Origin of the sequence: Desulfuromonas sp. (assembly GCF_002868845.1) — a bacterium.
GTDB lineage: Bacteria > Desulfobacterota > Desulfuromonadia > Desulfuromonadales > BM501 > BM501.
In genome coordinates, this window is the sequence record NZ_PKUB01000040.1 from 1 (window position 1) to 17,270 (window position 17,270).

The 17,270-nt window shown below is 61.8% G+C and carries 12 protein-coding genes, 1 pseudogene and 1 riboswitch; of the genes and pseudogenes, 9 read left to right on the plus strand and 4 right to left on the minus strand.

Translation table 11 applies throughout. The features are described from left to right. Positions 1-225: 225 nt before the first annotated feature. Positions 226-1,084, plus strand: an 859-nt coding sequence (locus tag C0617_RS17140; protein ID WP_365889236.1) for an IS110 family transposase, incomplete at its 3' end; no start/stop codon positions are given. A 1-nt stretch (position 1,085) separates the two neighbouring features. After that, positions 1,086-1,422: pseudogene (locus C0617_RS17145) on the plus strand (transposase); the annotation flags it as partial. 572 nt (positions 1,423-1,994) lie between these two features. On the opposite strand, the gene C0617_RS11765 reads toward C0617_RS17145, so the two are convergent. From C0617_RS11765 to C0617_RS11780, 4 genes are all read right to left on the minus strand, one after another. Then, positions 1,995-2,687 (minus strand): hypothetical protein, encoded by a 693-nt coding sequence (locus C0617_RS11765; RefSeq protein ID WP_291317224.1) that lies wholly within the window; start codon positions 2,685-2,687, stop codon positions 1,995-1,997. Between the two features lie 548 nt (positions 2,688-3,235). Continuing rightward, positions 3,236-4,066 carry a MipA/OmpV family protein gene (locus tag C0617_RS11770; protein WP_291317225.1) on the minus strand — a complete coding sequence of 277 codons (831 nt, stop codon included), beginning with the start codon at positions 4,064-4,066 and terminating at the stop codon, positions 3,236-3,238. Between the two features lie 197 nt (positions 4,067-4,263). Further along, the gene (locus tag C0617_RS11775; protein WP_291317226.1) at positions 4,264-6,264 is read right to left on the minus strand and encodes a cache domain-containing protein; all 2,001 of its coding nucleotides are present in this window, start codon (positions 6,262-6,264) and stop codon (positions 4,264-4,266) included. After that, positions 6,261-7,637 carry a sigma-54 dependent transcriptional regulator gene (locus tag C0617_RS11780; RefSeq protein WP_291317227.1) on the minus strand — a complete coding sequence of 459 codons (1,377 nt, stop codon included), beginning with the start codon at positions 7,635-7,637 and terminating at the stop codon, positions 6,261-6,263. The genes C0617_RS11775 and C0617_RS11780 overlap by 4 nt, the downstream gene beginning before the upstream one ends. A 1,185-nt stretch (positions 7,638-8,822) precedes the next feature. Here C0617_RS11780 and fdnG point away from each other — a divergent pair. The 7 genes from fdnG to C0617_RS11815 form a co-directional block, all read left to right on the plus strand. Further along, on the plus strand, positions 8,823-11,828 hold the full coding sequence (gene fdnG, locus C0617_RS11785) for a formate dehydrogenase-N subunit alpha (protein WP_291317228.1): 3,006 nt from the start codon (positions 8,823-8,825) through the stop codon (positions 11,826-11,828). Beyond that, positions 11,825-12,649 carry a 4Fe-4S dicluster domain-containing protein gene (locus tag C0617_RS11790; protein ID WP_291317229.1) on the plus strand — a complete coding sequence of 275 codons (825 nt, stop codon included), beginning with the start codon at positions 11,825-11,827 and terminating at the stop codon, positions 12,647-12,649. Before fdnG ends, C0617_RS11790 begins: the two co-directional genes overlap by 4 nt. Beyond that, complete coding sequence (gene nrfD / locus C0617_RS11795; protein WP_291317230.1) at positions 12,650-13,843, plus strand: NrfD/PsrC family molybdoenzyme membrane anchor subunit; 1,194 nt, start codon at positions 12,650-12,652, stop codon at positions 13,841-13,843. 53 nt (positions 13,844-13,896) lie between these two features. Beyond that, positions 13,897-15,288 carry a formate dehydrogenase accessory sulfurtransferase FdhD gene (fdhD, locus tag C0617_RS11800; protein WP_291317231.1) on the plus strand — a complete coding sequence of 464 codons (1,392 nt, stop codon included), beginning with the start codon at positions 13,897-13,899 and terminating at the stop codon, positions 15,286-15,288. 13 nt (positions 15,289-15,301) lie between these two features. After that, a riboswitch (molybdenum cofactor riboswitch) is annotated at positions 15,302-15,420 on the plus strand. A gap of 88 nt (positions 15,421-15,508) precedes the next feature. Continuing rightward, positions 15,509-16,306, plus strand: a complete 798-nt coding sequence (locus tag C0617_RS11805; protein ID WP_291317232.1) for a substrate-binding domain-containing protein — start codon at positions 15,509-15,511, stop codon at positions 16,304-16,306. A gap of 12 nt (positions 16,307-16,318) precedes the next feature. Further along, a complete protein-coding gene (locus C0617_RS11810) occupies positions 16,319-17,005 on the plus strand; it encodes an ABC transporter permease (protein WP_291317233.1) in 687 nt (228 codons plus the stop codon). Between the two features lie 2 nt (positions 17,006-17,007). Then, positions 17,008-17,270: ATP-binding cassette domain-containing protein (locus C0617_RS11815; protein ID WP_291317234.1), on the plus strand; the 263-nt coding region annotated here is incomplete at its 3' end.

Sequence of the window (17,270 nt, forward strand, 5' to 3'; positions counted from 1 at the left end):
AAGGCCTTGTATCTTGACAACCCTGCTACCTTTTAAGGGTTGTCAGCGAGGTCAGCCCTTTTCGAAAGCCTGTGTCATGAGCACTGGGGTCAGGGTGGGCACCTCGCCCCTTTGAGAGAGTCGTGAAAGTATCCTGGGCCGTGAGCCCTGATCGGTAACAAGGTTCGATCCTCAAAGGTGGACGAGGCTCCTCGCTTGAAAAATCCTTTCCAGAGGAGGCGCATCATGGACGCTTATGTGGGGATCGATGTTGGGAGAAACTTCCACGTCTATGCGATTGTTTCTTCAACCGGCAAACCACTGACATCGGGCCGTTTTCTCAGTGATGGAAACGGATTTCAGTCTTTTCTTGCGGTACTTGAAAAGCAAGATGTCACCTTGGTCGGCATGGAAGCCACCGGCCATTATTGGCGCAACCTGTTCCATCTACTGCGGCGTCACGGGTATACTTGTCGGGTCCTAAACCCCATAGTGACCCAATACTATCGCCGCATGAGCCTGATACGCCACAAAACCGATGCTTTGGATGCCGAGTGCATCGCCCGCTACCTGGCAGCAGTCCGTCCGGCAGGGCAGAATCTCGATCCGGAGACACAGGAGCAACTGCGTGCCATGGCGCGTCTTCAGGCGACGCTGGCCGAGCAACTAACCGCGACCGTCAACCGCCTGCATCAGATGGTCGATCAGAGCTTCCCCGAATTTACCCGCCAGGTTCCCAGGCTGAGAAGCGCCAAGGCTCTGACTCTGCTGAAACGCTACCCGACAGCGGCCAGTATCACACAGGCCCGGCGGCTGGCGACGTTGAGTTACGGCAAGCAAGGACATCGATTGGGGCCGGAACAGGCCGCTCGATTGAAAGCGGCGGCCGCCGCAACGGCCGGCCATGCTCAAAGTGCAGCCGATGCCTTAATGATCCGGCAGACGGTTGAGCAAATCCTTCTGCTTCAAAAGCAAGAACAGGAGTTGCTCTCCGAAATGGAAGAACTGGCCCAGTCGGTGGACACGGGGTTGAAGCAGCTACTGACCATCCCCGGTATCAGCGTAAAGTCCGCTGCGGCCATTATCGGTGAGGTGGGGGACATTCNCTCCGTCAAACAACTGATAGGCTACGTTGGCTGCCATCCCCGGTTCAATTCTTCGGGCATGAAGGAAGGTATGGCCTTCATGAGCAAGGCGGGCAACAAACGCCTGCGACGCATTTTGTGGCAGTGCACCATCGTCGCCATCCGGCACAACCCTCTGGTCCGGGCCCACTACGAGGCCAAGGTTGCAGAGGGGAAGCGCAAGATGGTCGCGATAGGCCATGCGATGGCCAAGCTGGTTCGGATTGTCTGGGCGGTGTTGACCTACAACGAGCCCTTTGATGCAACGGGGGGAACCAGGTTGGTAGCGGCTCGGTCACCGGAGCAAGCAGGGTCTTGACACGAAGTTGTTAAGAAAGTATCTGACCCCGGGATACAAAGGCGATGACTGCGGTGATGCGCAAGTTTCTCAAGCTGTTTTATGGCTGGTACCAGTCCGGCGGCGCCTTTGACCGCAATCGAGTCTTTGCCTGTGAAAGCCAATACGGGATCGCTGTCTGACACCGCAAAACGACTAAAAATAGCGCACGAAAGATACGCTGGACCCGCATCGAGATGGTCGCAAACTAATTGTCACTGTGCAGGCAGATGACCTGGTTGATCATCCCCGCCACTCGATGCGGCCTTGTTCAAGACATGGCCTATAAGGTAGACCCGCTCTCACTGGAAGAGCCGAATAGACATTATCGCCAGTCTTGGACACCTCTAACCAGCCGGAGGTACGAGTATGTCTTCTGTTGTGAAAGATCTGTTGACTAAAAGCCTAAAGACATTAGTTTGTTAGCTATTTTATTGAATCGCCCCCGCTATTATAGACACTACCAACGTCGATTTTAGCTTGTTTGAACAGCAGTCCATCAGGGCATGATTCCTTCGCGGCTATAATTTTTTTTATAGGAGAATGAAGGATTTTTATTCTATATTAACCCACCACATATCACTGCCAATCCATAATGAATACAATCCTGTTAATATTTCATTTTGTCCTTTTACCTGATACCCATCTTTTGTTTCCCTTTTATTGAGAGATATCGCTGAGTTTCTCCCAAAAAAAACTCCGAAATTATCATTGCTTAAGTTGTAATAATAGGAATCTTTATATACATGTTTTTTGTCAATACTTTTAAAGTCAAGACTTACTGCACCTATTCCTCCTTTTGAAATACTACTTAACGAACTATCCATTATAAGCTTTTTAGTTTCGCTGGAGGGATTAATCGTCAATATCGCTGGATGAATACTTAGGTTACCAATGTTTTTTCCTTTTATAAGAAAGCTATCAAAATCTTCTTTATCTACACTCTGAAAGATGTCCTCAAAAGAGCTACCAGAGGCAGCATTACTTAAGTTACTGTGACCATATGCGCTCGTAGTGCGCCGAAATTGGCTATGGGAAATTTTTAAAGCTTTGAAAGTGTTGCTAACAGAGTATAATTTTATAAACTCACCAGATTTTAATTTTATATATGCACCATCGGAGTCTATCGAAGTGAGTAAGTCATCATATTTAGGCTTAGGTGACTTCATCGCAGAATGGTTCTGAGGGTTGCCATCACAAGCTACGGTAAATACAGCCATAAGTAATAAGAGTAATATTGTTCTCATTTTATATCCTTTTTTATTGTCAATAGTAGGTGTTGTTTTACTTCCTATGGTCAAAATTGTCAGTAGTTATTGCTTAATTCAGTATTCAGAAATAATAAAACTTAACAACGACTTCATTATTGCTTCTCCTTTTGAAAGCTAACAGGTATTAGGCGAATGCCGCCATTAACGGATATTGCGAAAGTGGTCAATGGGTTACGCATATTGCGTTAATGGCGAACTTTAATTTATTTGGCGGGCCTCATTTTGACCGATTCCCGGAGTGGTGTCAAGATTCATAACCGTGTAATTCTGGACCCCTGGCGCGCCTTTCCCGACTTCCTGACACGCCAAAGTAGACATTCCGGGAACAAGAGCAGACGAGAGATGCGCCCCCGGTCAATCAAGGCAAAGACTGGGACATTCGGTGAAGACACCAACAAACAAAAACGACAGAGGCCGGCCCCGGTGGGGTCGGCCTCTCTTGCTGGAAGGGGGGGGACGGTCCGCTTATTCGCCGCCGGAACCGGGAGGCTCGTAGCCTCCAGCCGGTTATCAGGTGATGATGCTCAGAAGTGGTAGAGCACAGCCAGCTCTAGTTCCGCCGCAAAGTCTTCACGAGCAATGGGACTATCTTGCACATCGTTGCTATAGTACTCAAATTCCAGGCCGGATACGATTTGAATATACTCGCTGGCAAAGCGTCGATCGACAACGCGCAGGCCGGAGGAGCGGTATCCGCTATCCAAATCCGTCTCCGCAAGTCCGGATGTGGTAGCCTCTGATGGGCTCACTCCAAACTCTCTATTCAGGTTGTTACTGTCAGCAAATTTGGCATAGAGAATAGCTTCTGTTCCACCGCCATCCTGACGGGAACCGAACCGGTGCCCGGCTAAGACAAACCCCAGTGCACCGAAATCGCTATCCCCCACAGAAATCCGAGTACCGACATAATTCCGCCACTCCCCATCAAAGGCATACCTCACCTCACCCGTGCCCGTAAACTCATCATCCCTCTCATCAAGGCCGTCCAGCCTGCCGTCATCAGAATCACCTTCCTCACGTTCACCATCATAATTCAACTCGACCTGAATGTACCATTGATCCTTCTGGCGAGTCGTCCATGACAGTTCCACCCCTTCCCAAGAGAAAAGATGGTTTCCCTTTCTCCATTGGATAGCCCCGGCCGGATCCAGTTCAAACTCATATTCGTCCGAACCGGCGTAGGCGGTTTCGTATTCAACCCCCAAGCCAAGAGCAACTCCCCAGCCAGAGCCTCGGGTGAAGTCCGGGGTAAATGGCAGGGGAAACAGGGGTGTCTCGTCCTCAGCGTGAGCCGCTGTTAGAGTGAGGACGCTCATCGCCGTTACAATAGCTGCTATCAGTTTGAGTTTTTTCATTGGCCTCTCCCTTCTCCGCTTGTATGGCCCTATAGATTTCCTCATCATATCGTAAAATTCGGCAGCCGCGTTGATACCTTACAAAGAACAATCGGGACACTCCCCGGTTTTTACTAACGGGACACGATAGACGGAAACAGAAGAGGCCGGCCCCGATGGGGCCGGCCTCTCTTGCTGGGAAGGGGTGGACGGTTCGTTTATTCGCCGCCGGAGCCTGGAGGCTGGCGGGGGATGCGAACGGTGAAGGTCGCCCCCTCCCCGGGACTGCTCTCCACGGCGATCCGCCCCCCGAGAGCCTGAACGATCCCGTAGGAGACGGAGAGGCCAAGGCCGGTCCCCTCGTCCTTGGTGGTGAAGAAGGGGTTGAAGATCTTCTCGCGGGTCGCCGCGTCCATCCCCGGGCCGGTGTCGGCGACGGCCAGGACGACCTCCCGCTCGTCGAACCGCGAGCGGACGGTCAGCCTCCCCTCCCCGTCCATCGCCTGCAGCCCGTTGACCACGATGTTGGTCAGCACCTGGCGCAGCCGCGGCCCGTCGCTGGAGATGGGGGGCAGCTCTAGGTCGAGCTCCTCGATCACCTCGACACGGCCGAGCTCGACCTGGTGGCTGACCTGGGAGAGGATCTCGGCGAGCAGGCCGTTGAGCTCGACGGTGTCGAACCGGAACGACTGCTCGCGGGCGAAGGTCAGCATGTTCTGGGTGATCAGGGAGATCCTCTCGGTCTGCTTGAGGATCTCGTCGGCCTCTTCCCGCCCGGAGGCGCCGGGGGGCAGCTCCATCTGCAGGATCTCGACGTTGCCGCGGATGATGGCGGCGGGGTTGTTGATCTCGTGGGCGACCCCGGCGGCCAGCGAGCCGATGGCGGCAAGCTTTTCGCTGCGCAGCAGCTCCTGCTGGGCTGCGATGAGCTCGAGGCTCTTCTCCTCGAGCTGACGGGTGCGGACGGCCACCTCCCCTTCCAGTTCGCGGTTGAGGCGGTTGAGGTCGTTCTCCCGCTCCTTGAGGGCGGTAGCCATCCGGTTAAAGGTGCCGGTCAGGTGGCCGATCTCGTCGCGCGTGGTCGCCTCGATCTCGAGGTCGCGCTTGCCGGCGGCCACCTGCAGGGCCATGGCGTTGAGCTTGAGGACCGGGCGGCACAGCGCCTTGGAGATGACGCGGGCCAGCAGGTAGCCGAGACCGCAGCCGAGCAGGAGCAGGCCGAGGAGGGTCAGGGCCGAGCGGGTCTTGAGGGCGTTGAAGGGCTCCTCGAGCAGGCCGACGTAAAGGGCGCCGATGGCTGCGCCGGAGGCGTCGAGGATCGGTTCGTAGGCGGTCAGGTACCACCGGTCGACGACCCGGGCCCGATCGATCCAGGTCTCCCGGCGCTCGAGGACGGCCCGGGCGACCTCGGCCGAGACGCGGGTGCCGATCGCCCGCTCGCCGCCGCTCAGTCGGATGGTGGTGGCCGCCCGCAGATCCCCCAGGAAGATGGTGGCGCTGCCGGTCCCGGTCCCGGGTCCGGTGTTCGCCAGGGACGTGGGGCCGTAGACGATCTCCTCGATCCGGTCGACCAGGGGCAGGTTGCCGTTGAGCAGGATGCCGCCGTAGAGGCAGCCGGCGACACGGCCGTCGGGGCCGGCGACGGGACTGGCGCCGACCAGCAGCAGGCCGCGCTCTTCGAGCACGGCCGGGCTGCCGCCGGCCCTCGCCGGGGCGTGGATGGCGGCGCGCCGGACCAGCTCCTCGCCCCCGAGGGCGAGCTGGGGAGGGCCGAGCAGGGCCGCCCCGGCGTAGTGCTCGCCGGCCAGCACCCGCCCCACGAAGGCCGGGGGCGCAAGGGGCGCCCCGGCGGATGCGGGCAGCAGGGCGCGGCCGGCGGCGTCGACGAGGACGAGGAGATCGAGGCCCTCGCGACGGCGCACGGCGTCGAGTTCCTCTCCCAGGTGGTCCAGCTCCCCGAAGGCGAGGTGGACGGCCAGGTCGGGGACGTTGGCGGTGAGCCGGACGATGTCGGCGACCCGCGCCTCTTCGTTCTGGAGCAGCGCCCGGGCGGCGCCCAGGTCGGTGCGCACCTTGTTCTGGGCCTCGTCGACGATCCAGCCGTTGATGAGGTGGTATGCGCCGAAGGCCACCAGCAGCAGGATACTGGCCAGCGGCACCACCGCCGCCAGGGTCAACTTGCCCCGGATGGAGAGGGGGGGGAGGCGGAGGAAGGTCATTCGGCGGGCTCCCCGTCGTCGGGGCGCAGGCCGAACTCCTTGATCTTGCGGTCGAGGGTCTTGCGGGTGATGCCGAGCAGCTCGGCGGTGCGGCTCTTGTGCCAGCGGGTCTGCCGAAGGCCGCGGATCACCTGGATGCGCTCGGCCGCCCGCAGGCTCATCACCGGGCCGCTTTCGGTGCCTGCGGCCTGGCCCGGTTCGCTCACCTTCAGGGGCAGGGCGTCGAGGCCGATCTCCTCGTCGCGGGCGAGGATGACGCCGCGCTCGATGACGTTTTCCAGCTCCCGCACGTTGCCGGGCCAGTGGTAGCGGCGCATGGCCCGGAGCGCCTCTTGGGAGATGCCCCGCACCCGGTGCCCGGTCTTGGCGGCACTCTTGACCAGAAAGTGTTCGGCCAGGGGCTCGAGGTCCTCGGGGCGCTCCCGCAGGGGCGGCAGATCGAGGGCGATGACGTTGAGGCGGTAGTAGAGATCCTCGCGGAAGTTGCCCTCGGCGACCTCCTTCTCGAGGTCCTTGTTGGTGGCGGCGACGAAGCGCACGTCGACGTTGCGGGGACGGGTGGCGCCGACGGGGATGAACTCCCCTTCCTGCAGCACCCGCAGCAGTTTGGCCTGCAGGGCGGCGCTGACGTCCCCGACCTCGTCGAGAAAGAGGGTGCCGCCGTCGGCCTCGTCGAGCAGCCCCTTCTGCGCCTGGACCGCCCCGGTGAAGGCGCCCTTGACGTGGCCGAAGAGCTGGCTCTCGAGCAGGGTCTCGGAAAGGGCGGCGCAGTTGATGGCGACGAAGCGGTTCTGCGCCCGCGGGCTGTGGTAGTGGACCGCCGCGGCGATCAGCTCCTTGCCTGTGCCGCTCTCGCCCAGGACCAAGACGCTCGAGTGGCTCTCGGCCACCCGCAGGGCCAGCTGGTAGACCTCGCCGAAGCGGCGGCTGACGAAGACCGGCGCGTTGGGGAGCTGGCGGTCCTGCAGCTCCTTCTTGAGCTGCAGGTTCTCCTCGCGCAGCTGCTTCTGCTCCAGGGCGTTGCGTACCAGGGCCGAGAGCTTCTCCTGGGGGAAGGGCTTGGTCATGTAGTCGTAGGCCCCCAGCTTCATCGCCTCGACCGCCGACTCGATGGTGCCGTGGCCGGTCATCATGATCACCGGCATCTCCGGCAGCGCCTTCTTGACCCGGTTCAGGACCTCGATCCCCTCCATCTCCGGCATCTTGATGTCGAGCAGCAGCAGGTCCCCGGGGGGATCGGCCTCCTTGATGACCCGCAGCATCTCCAGCGGGCTGGCGTAGGCCGCTACCCCGTAGCCCCAGCCGCCGAGCATCTTGGTGAGGTAGCGGCGCATCCCCTCCTCGTCGTCGCAGATGATAATTCTGTGTCCCATGTGTGTTCCTCTTGTAAAGTCCGGTGTCCCGTTATTCTAATCGGAAACACCCCTTGAATAATAGCAGTTTACCTGAAACCTATAAAAGCTGTCTCACGCCCGTTCGCTTCCGCTCTCTCAAGACGCAAAGACGCAAAGGAAAAGCAGGTTCAAATGCTTCTATTGGGGTTAAAAGCCTTCCCCTGGTCGCCGGGGGGGGGGCGAGTCCCCGCGACTTTTCGACATTAACAGCAAAACCAGGGAAAGGCGGCCTCACGCCCGTTTGCTGCGCTCTCTCAAGACGCCAAGGCGCAAAGAACTTCTTGACCCCGTCTCACGCCCGCTCGCTGCGCTCGCTCATGGCCGCAAAGGTAGCTAAGGAAAAGCAGGTCCAAAGCTTCCTTTTGGGTTAAAAGCCTTCCCCCGTTCGCCGCCGCCGAAGCGGAGTGGATGAATCCGGGAAAACGCGGGCGAATGTCCGAAGCCGCAAGGCAAGTTTTCGCCCGCGCCGGATTCATCTGCGCAGCGGAGGGGACCCGCTGTCGCCTTCGGCGATGGCGGGCAAGGCGTCCGGGGCGCCCTTGGGTCCAGGGGGTTGGGCGGTCAACCCCCTGGTCGCCTGCGGGGGCGAGTCCCCGCGGTCTTCTTCATGTTCACCCCAAAAAGCCAAATCGGTCTCACGCCCGTTCGCTTTGCTATCTCAAGACGCAAAGGCGCAAAGAAATTCTTGAAACCCGGCTCACGCCCGCTCGCTGCTCTCGCTCATGGTCGCAACGGTCGCTAAGGAAAAACAGGTCCAAATGCTTCTATTGGGGTTTAAAGCCTTCCCCTGGTCGCCGGGAGGGGGGAGGCCCCGCGTTTTGGGTCGTCATTCCGTCGAAAAGTCCCCTCAAAACCGATGAAATACCGACGGTCCTGAACCTTCCGGACCGGTCCGCGGTTCGGCAACCTCCCCCCGACGGGTCAAAAGTACCCACTCACCGGAAAAAAGTATCCACTCCTCGGAAGAAAATACCCCCTTTCGGTGGCCCGAAGCGCCCTGTTCCCTTCGGCCCCAAAACGGCATTTTGCCAATCTCGCCTTTGATAACCGCCAGTTGCGGAAACGCGTATANCGTATACCCCTTGGCATATCCCTTGCCAAGGGTCAATGCATCGTTTGCGCCATGACCCCCGCGGTCAAAATCCATATACAGGAGATGAGTAGATGGGAGTTTCACGAAGAGATTTTCTCAAGGGGGGCGGGGTAGCCGCCGCCGGTCTGGCCCTGTCGGGCAAGCCGGCCGGGGCCGCCGACACGGTTCCCGGTCTGAGGACCAAGGGCCTGAAGACGTCGACCACGATCTGCCCCTACTGCGCCGTCGGCTGCGGGCTGATCGTGCACACCAAGGACGGCAAAATCGTCAATATCGAGGGCGACCCCGAGCATCCGATCAACCAGGGCTCCCTCTGCTCCAAGGGGAACGCCCTGTTCCAGGTGGCCAACAACGAGCGGCGCCTGACCAAGGTGCAGTACCGTGCGCCCGGCAGCGCCAAGTGGGAAGAGAAGTCGTGGGACTGGGCGATGGAGCGGATCGCCAAGCTGATGAAGGAAACCCGCGACCGCAACTTCGTCAAGACCGAAAAGATCGACGGCAAGGAGTACACCGTCAATCGCAACGACGGCATGGCCATGATCGGCGCCGCGGCGCTGGACAACGAGGAGTGCTACCTGCTCGGCAAGTTCGGCCGGGCCATGGGGGTCGGCTACATCGAACACCAGGCGCGAATCTGACACAGCGCTACCGTCGCCGGTCTGGCGGCTTCCTTCGGTCGTGGAGCAATGACCAACCACTGGATCGATATCCAGCATTCCGATGTCATCCTGTGCATCGGTTCGAACCCCGCAGAGAACCACCCGATTTCCTTCAAGTACGTGGAAAAAGCGATGGACGGCGGCGCCAAGCTGATCTCCGTCGATCCGCGCTACACCCGGACCTCGTCCAAGTCGGACACCTACGCCCAGCTGCGTCCGGGTACCGATATCGCCTTCATGGGCGGCTTGATCAATTACGTCCTGAACAACGACCTGATTCACAAGGATTACGTGGTCAACTACACCAACGCCGCCTTCCTGGTCAGTGACGACTTCAAGTTCGACGACGGCCTCTTTTCCGGCTACGACTCCGAAAGCTTCCGCTACGACAAGGAGACCTGGGCCTACCAGATGGGCAAGGACGGCAACCCCCTGCGCGACGACAGCCTGCAGCATCCGCGCTCCGTCTACCAGTTGCTGAAGAAGCACTACGCCCGCTACACCCCGGAGAAGGTCTGCGAGATCACCGGGACCGCGGTTCAGGACTACATGGAAGTGGCCCGCACCTTCTGCTCTACCGGCAAGGCGGGCAAGGTGGCGACCATCATGTACGCCATGGGGACCACCCAGCACACCCACGGCACCCAGAACGTTCGCTCCTACGCCATGCTGCAGCTGCTGCTCGGCAACGTCGGCCTCGCCGGCGGCGGGATCAACGCCCTGCGCGGCGAATCGAACGTCCAGGGATCGACCGATTACGCGATCCTCTACCACATTCTCCCCTGCTACCTCAAGGTTCCGACCTACGACAACGCTTCCCTTTCGGCCTACAACGAGAAGTGGACCCCTAAGACCAACGACAAGCAGAGCGCCAACTGGTGGAGCAACACACCCAAGTACATGGCCAGCCTGCTCAAGGCGTACTGGGGCGACGCGGCGACCGCCAAGAACGATTTCTGCTACGACTACCTTCCGAAGCGCAGCGGCAACTACTCCTACATCAAATTGATGGAACGTCTCCAGGACGGCGGATTCGAAGGGATGGTCTTCATGGGGACCAACCCGATCGTCGGCGGCCCCGATGCCGGCGCCATCGCCAAGGGGATGGACAACCTCAAGTGGCTGGTCGCAGCCGACCTGTGGGAGACCGAAAGCTCTGTGTTCTGGAAGCGCCCCGGCGTGGACCCGAAGACGATCGACACTGAGGTCTTCCTGCTGCCGGCAGCCTCCTCGGTGGAGAAGGAGGGTTCGATTTCCAACTCCGGCCGCTGGGCCCAGTGGCGCTACAAGGCTGTCAACCCTCCCGGCCACGCCGAGAGCGACGCCTATATGCTCGACCAGTGGGTCAAGAAGCTGAAGGAACTGTACGAAAAAGACGGCGTCTTCCCCGGCCCGATCACCGATCTGGCCTGGGATTACGGCGACGGCCACGAGCCGGACATCGACCTGGTCGCCCGCGAGTGCAACGGCCGCTTTACCCGCGACGCCGTGGTCAAGGGCAAGTCCTTCAAGAAGGGCCAGCAGGTGCCGAGCTTCGCCTACCTGCAGGCCGACGGTTCGACCACCAGCGGCAACTGGCTCTACTGCAACTCGTACACGGAAGCAGGCAACATGATGAAGCGCCGCGGCCAGGACGACCCGACCGGCATGGGCTTCTACCACGAGTGGGCCTGGTGCTGGCCGGTCAACCGCCGCGTCCTCTACAACCGCGCCTCGGTCGATCTGAACGGCAAGCCGTGGAACCCGGAGAAGCCTGTCATCAGCTGGAACAAGCTGACCCGCAAGTGGGAGGGCGACGTCCCCGACGGCGGCTGGGCGCCGATGAGCGAGGACGGCACCAAGAATCCCTTCATCATGATCGCAGAGGGTTACGGCCGTCTGTTCGCTGCCGGTCTGGCCGACGGGCCGTTCCCCGAGCACTACGAGCCGATGGAGAGCCCGGTCGTCAACGAGATGTCGTCCCAGCAGAGCAACCCCGCGGTGGCGACCCCCGGCAAGATCGACAACAGCGGCAAGTACCCCTACATCGGCACCACCTACCGGGTCTCCGAGCACTGGCAGGCGGGCGCCATGACACGCAACCTGCCCTGGCTGGTGGAGCTGGTCCCCGACATGTTCATCGAGATCAGCGAGCAGCTCGCCAAGTGGAAAGGCCTGAAGAACGGCGACATGGTCACCATCAGCTCCGAGCGCGGCTCCATCGAGGCGCGGACCCTGGTCACGGCCCGCATCAAGCCGCTGCGTGTCTCCGGCAAGATGGTCGAGCAGGTCGGCCTGCCCTGGCACTTCGGCTTCAACGGACTGGCCACTGGCGGCAGCGCCAACATGCTGACCACGGCCACCGGCGACGCCAACACCACCATCCCTGAATATAAAGCGTTCCTCTGCAATATCGAGAAAGGAGGGATCACGTCATGAGCAAACGGAACAACGCCTTCCTGATCGATATGACCAAGTGCACCGGCTGCCGCGGCTGTCAGGTGGCCTGCAAACAGTGGAACCAGCTGGAGGCGGAGAAGACCGAGTTCTTCAGCGGCGAAGGCTACCAGAACCCGCCGGCGATGTCGGAATACACCTACACCCGGATCAAGTTCCGCGACTACGAGAAGAACGGCCAGAACGAGTTCGCCTTCTACAAAGAGATGTGCATGCACTGCAACGACCCGGCCTGCGCCTCGGTCTGCCCGGTGGGCGCCTTCCAGAAGACGGACGAGGGCCCGGTGGTTTACAAGGCCGACCGCTGCATCGGCTGCCGCTTCTGCATGATCGCCTGCCCCTTCGGCATCCCCAAGTACGAATGGAGCAAGGGGCTGCCGCTGGTGAAGAAGTGCACCGGCTGCTACAGCCGGGTCAAGGAGGGGTTGCAGCCGGCCTGCGCCACCACCTGCCCGACCGCGATCACTTACGGCCCCCGCGAGGAGATGATCAAGGAGGCCGAGCGGCGCCTGCGGCAGCACCCGGACAAGTACATCCGCAAGGTCTACGGCAAGGAGGAAGCGGGGGGGACGACCGTCATCTACCTGACCAATCTCCCCTTCGACGAGCTCGGCTTCAAGCCGGTCACCCTGCGCCCGCTGCCCGGCTACACCTGGCAGGCGCTGCGTTTCGTCCCGGCGGCGTTCCTTACGGTCGGCGGCGGACTGTCGGCCATTTCCTGGTTCACCCATCGCAAGGACCGCCTGAAGAAAGAACGCGAAGAGATGGCGGCCGAGGCCGGCGAGCCGAAGGAGGAGAAGTAAATGACTGCCGCAAGACGTGTTGTCAATGAAATCAAGGGCTACCACCGCTTCGTCAAGTTCCTGATCCTGCTGGTCGTTGTCGCCGCGCTGGCCTCCCTGGCCCGCTTCGCCTTCGGCCTGGGCGCCACCACCAACATGAACGACACCTACCCCTGGGGGCTGTGGATATCCTTCGACGTGGTGACGGCCGTGCCCCTGGCGGCCGGCGCCTTCACCCTCGGCGCGATCGTCCACTGCTTCGGCATAAAAAAGCTCGAACCGCTGGTCCGGCCGGCCATCGTCACCGGCTTCCTCGGCTACTCGCTGGTCTGCGTCGGCCTGGTCCTCGACCTCGGCCAGCCCCACAAGGGGTGGCACGTGCTGCGCTACTGGAACCTGCACTCGCCGATGTTCGAGGTCGCCATGTGCGTCATGGCCTACACCACCGTGCTCTTCCTCGAGTTCCTCTCGCCGGTGGCGGAAAAGTTGGGCTGGCACGTCCCCCTGCGGGTCCTGCGCTGGCTCGAGATGCCCCTGGTGATCCTGGCCGCGGCCATCTCCACCCTGCACCAGTCGTCGCTCGGCACCTTCTTCCTGATCGCCGTCGACAAGCTCCACTCCCTCTGGTACAACCCGCTGCTGCCGCTCCTTTTCTGGGTCAGCGCCATCAGCACCGGCATGTGCATCATCATCATCGAGGCGACCGCCTGCCACAAGTGGATGGGGCAGCCCAACGAGGGGGTCCTGCTGCGCACCCTGGCCAAGATCCTCCCCTGGCCCCTCGGCCTCTACCTCGCCCTGCGGGCCTACAGCCTGCTCGCCCTCTCCGAGGGGCCCTTCTTCGACCAGCCGGTGCTGACCCTTCTCTTCATCCTGGAGCTGGGCGTCGGCTTCGTCCTGCCCTTCGTCATGTTCACCCAGAAGTCGGTGCGCAACGACGACCGGCGCCGGACCATCGCCGCCTCCCTGGTGATCTTCGGCCTGGTGCTCAACCGCTTCAACGTGTCGATGTTCGGGATGATGGACCCCAACCAGATCTACTACCCCTCCCTGATCGAGTCGCTGGTCACGATCGGCATCATCGCGGCGCACATCCTCTTCTTCGTGCTGATCGCCAAGTACTTCCCGATCTTCGAGCACCACCCGGAGACCGTCGACTACTCCCTGCCGGACCGCCTGCGCAAGATCGAGGGCAAGCCGGCCGCCGAAGCCTGACCTGCCGCCTGCCCCCCGCCCTCCGGGCGGGGGACAGGCCCCCGGGATTGTTCATGATGAAGTCCACCTATCGATACGAAAAGGGGAGACTGGTGCCGCGCTCCTGCGGCGTGGTCGAGGAGTTCCCCGTACGGCTGAAGATCAACGGAAAGCCGCTGGCGACCCTGGTCGCCTCGCCCCACCGCCTCAACTTCCTGATCGCAGGTTTCCTGCGCCTGCAGGGGTTCGTCGACTCCCTCGACGACGTCCTCACCCTGGGGGTGTGCGCCGACTTCGGCTACGCCGATGTCCGGCTGAAGACGGAGGTGCCGGAGAACCTGGCGCCGACGTTGACCTCGGGCTGCGGCACCGGCATCAGCTTCAATCTCGATCTGGAGAAAGTCGCGCCCTGCCGGGACGCCGGCAGCTTCAGCGCCGACGAGGTCTTCGCCCTGATGCGCGAACTGGGGGAGCGGACCGAGCGCTACCGCAGCCACGGCGGCATCCACTCGGCGGCCGTCGGCGATCGTGACGGCCTGCTGCTCTACGCCGAGGACATCGGCCGCCACAACACCCTCGACCGCATCGCCGGCGAGGCCCTGTTCAAGGGGATCGACCTGCGCGGCCGAATGCTGGTGACCTCGGGAAGGGTTTCGACCGAGATGGTCGCCAAGGCGGCCCGGCTCGGGGTCGCCCTGATCGCCTCGCGCACCTCGCCGACCGACCGCGCCATCGAGCTGGCCGAGCAGGCCGGCATCTGCCTGCTCGGCTACGTGCGGGGCCAGAATCTCAACATCTACTCCCACCCCGAGCGCCTCGCCCTGCCAGCACCGCAGCACAAGATCGCCGGGGTCACCGGGGTGATCCTTGCCGGCGGCGAGAGCAGCCGCATGGGTAGCGACAAATCGCTGCTGCCGATCTACGGAGCGCGTTTCATCGACCACGTCTACCGCACCCTCGACGCCCTGTTCGAGGAGGTGATCATTGTCACCAACAGTCCTGACCTCTACTCCGGGATCGACTGCCGCAAGGTGCCCGACATCTACTACGCTCAGGGCTCGCTGGCCGGCATACACTCGGGGCTCTGCCACGCGCGCAGCGACAAGGTTTTCGTCGCCGCCTGCGACATGCCCTTTCTCAACCCCGAGGTGGTCCGTTCCCTGTGCGAGCGGGCCGGCCATGACGACGTGGTCATCCCGGTGCACGGAGAGGGCGCAGAGCCGCTGCACGCCCTCTACAGCAAGGCCTGCATCGCGCCGATGAAAGAGGCGCTCGACCTCGGGAAGAAGCGGATCATAAGCTTCTTCCCGCAGGTAACGGTCGACGAAGTCGATACCGCGCAGTGGCGGGCCCTCGATCCGGAGGGGCTGTCGCTGCAAAACATCAACACCCCGGAGGAGTACTACCGCCTGCGCGACACGCTGATCCCGACCGCGCCACGGCAGGTCTGCAGCCAGGAGGGCTGAGACTCCGGCAACAACTGAATTCGTTCTCCGAACCGCGCGACCTAAAGGTCAACTCCCAGGGACGCGCGGTCGATGGGTCTCGCTGGAAACGGCTCGGCCTCCCGCTTGGAAAGGAGAGCCCTTGAACAACCGCGGCAGAGTTGTGTCGTGGCGAGGGGCCTTTCCATGCGGAAAGGCCCTTTGTCGTTTCAACAACACGCAGAAGCGAAAGGAACAACCGATGCGACCGTACCGCCTGCTGCTCACCACCCTTGCCCTGCTGTTGCTCGCCCAACCGGCCTTGGCCACCGAGCACCTGCGCCTCGCCACCACCACCTCCACCGACAACTCCGGGCTGCTGAGCGCCCTGCTCCCCCCCTTCGAGCAGGCCAACGACTGCAAGGTCGACGTGATCGCCGTCGGCACCGGCAAGGCGCTCAAGCTTGGAATGGCCGGCGATGTCGACGTGATCCTGGTCCACGCCCGCGCCCGCGAGGACAAGTTCGTCGCCGAGGGCTTCGGTATCGACCGCCGCGACGTGATGTTCAACGACTTCGTGATTCTCGGACCGAAAAACGACCCGGCCGGCATCAAGGGGCTCAAGGATGCCGCCAAGGCGCTGGAGAAGATCGCAGCAGCCGAGGCGACCTTCGTCTCGCGCGGCGACGACTCGGGCACCCACACCAAGGAGCGGGGTCTCTGGAAAGGCGCACGTATCGAACCCGCGGGAGACTGGTACCTCGAGGCGGGACGCGGCATGGGGAATGTGATCACCATGGCCGACGAGCGCCAGGGGTACACCCTCTCGGACCGCGGCACCTACATCGCCATGAGCGGCAAGGTCGATCTGGAGGTGGTCGTCGAAGGGGACAAGGTGCTCTTCAACCCCTACGGGGTGATCCCGGTCGATCCCCAAAAGCACCCGCACGTCAAGCATGCCCTGGCGCAGAAATTTGCGGAATACCTGACCTCGGAGCAGGGGCAAAAGCTGATCGCAGGTTTTCGCAGACACGACCAGCAGCTCTTCTTCACCTATTGATCGGAGCCATCGGTGAGCTACTTCGGAGCATCGTTCGAAACCGCCATCGGGCTGATATTCAGCCTGGATGGCGAGGTCGTGCGCACAGTGTGGACCTCGCTTCGCGTATCCATGCTGGCGATCGCCATCGCCGCGATCATCGGCGTGCCGCTCGGCATGCTCCTGACGCTGAACCGCTTCCCGGGAAAGCGCCTGATGCTCACTGGCCTCAACACCCTGATGGCGCTGCCGACGGTGGTGATCGGGCTGGTGGTCTACGGCCTGATCAGCCGCCAGGGCCCGCTGGGCGAATTCGGGCTGCTCTTCACCCCGGCGGCGATGGTGATCGGCCAGACGATCCTCGCCGCCCCGATCATCGCCCACTACACCGTCACGGCGATCTCTGGGGCCGACCCACGCATTACCCCGACCCTGCAGACCCTGGGCGCCGGGCCTTTGCAGAGCGCCTGGCGACTCCTCGGCGAGCTGCGCCTGGCGATCCTCGCCGGGGTGATCGCCGGCTTCGGCCGGGTGATCGCCGAGGTCGGGGTGGCGATGATGCTCGGCGGCAACATCCGCGGCACTACTCGCACCATGACCACCGCCATCGCCCTGGAGACCAGCAAGGGGGAGTTCGCCTTCGCCCTGGCCCTCGGGATGGTGCTCCTTTCGGTGGCGCTGCTGATCAACGCGGTCATCCACGCCGCCCAACAGAGATGACGATGATTCCCCTCTACCGGCTCGAAAACCTGACCTTCCGCTACGGCAGACGCACAGCGCTGGCCATCGGCGCCCTCGAGATTCCCGCCGAGGCGCTGCTCTGCGTGACCGGCGCCAACGGCGCCGGAAAGAGCACCCTGCTGCAGCTGCTCGCCCTGCTCCAGGTACCGAGCAGCGGCCGGGTGTGGGTCGACGGCCGGCCGGTCCCCCCGAGAGGCCGGGCACGCCGCGAGCTGCGCCGCAGCATCACCCTGGTGCATCAGCA

Excerpts from the sequence above, each read along its gene's own strand:
- C0617_RS11805 (WP_291317232.1), top strand. The coding sequence starts at position 15,509 with ATGCGACCGTACCGCCTGCTGCTCACCACCCTTGCCCTGCTGTTGCTC.
- C0617_RS11790 (WP_291317229.1), top strand. The coding sequence starts at position 11,825 with ATGAGCAAACGGAACAACGCCTTCCTGATCGATATGACCAAGTGCACC.
- C0617_RS11765 (WP_291317224.1), bottom strand. The coding sequence starts at position 2,687 with ATGAGAACAATATTACTCTTATTACTTATGGCTGTATTTACCGTAGCT.
- C0617_RS11780 (WP_291317227.1), bottom strand. The coding sequence starts at position 7,637 with ATGGGACACAGAATTATCATCTGCGACGACGAGGAGGGGATGCGCCGC.
- C0617_RS11770 (WP_291317225.1), bottom strand. The coding sequence starts at position 4,066 with ATGAAAAAACTCAAACTGATAGCAGCTATTGTAACGGCGATGAGCGTC.
- fdhD (WP_291317231.1), top strand. The coding sequence starts at position 13,897 with ATGATGAAGTCCACCTATCGATACGAAAAGGGGAGACTGGTGCCGCGC.
- C0617_RS11775 (WP_291317226.1), bottom strand. The coding sequence starts at position 6,264 with ATGACCTTCCTCCGCCTCCCCCCCCTCTCCATCCGGGGCAAGTTGACC.
- nrfD (WP_291317230.1), top strand. The coding sequence starts at position 12,650 with ATGACTGCCGCAAGACGTGTTGTCAATGAAATCAAGGGCTACCACCGC.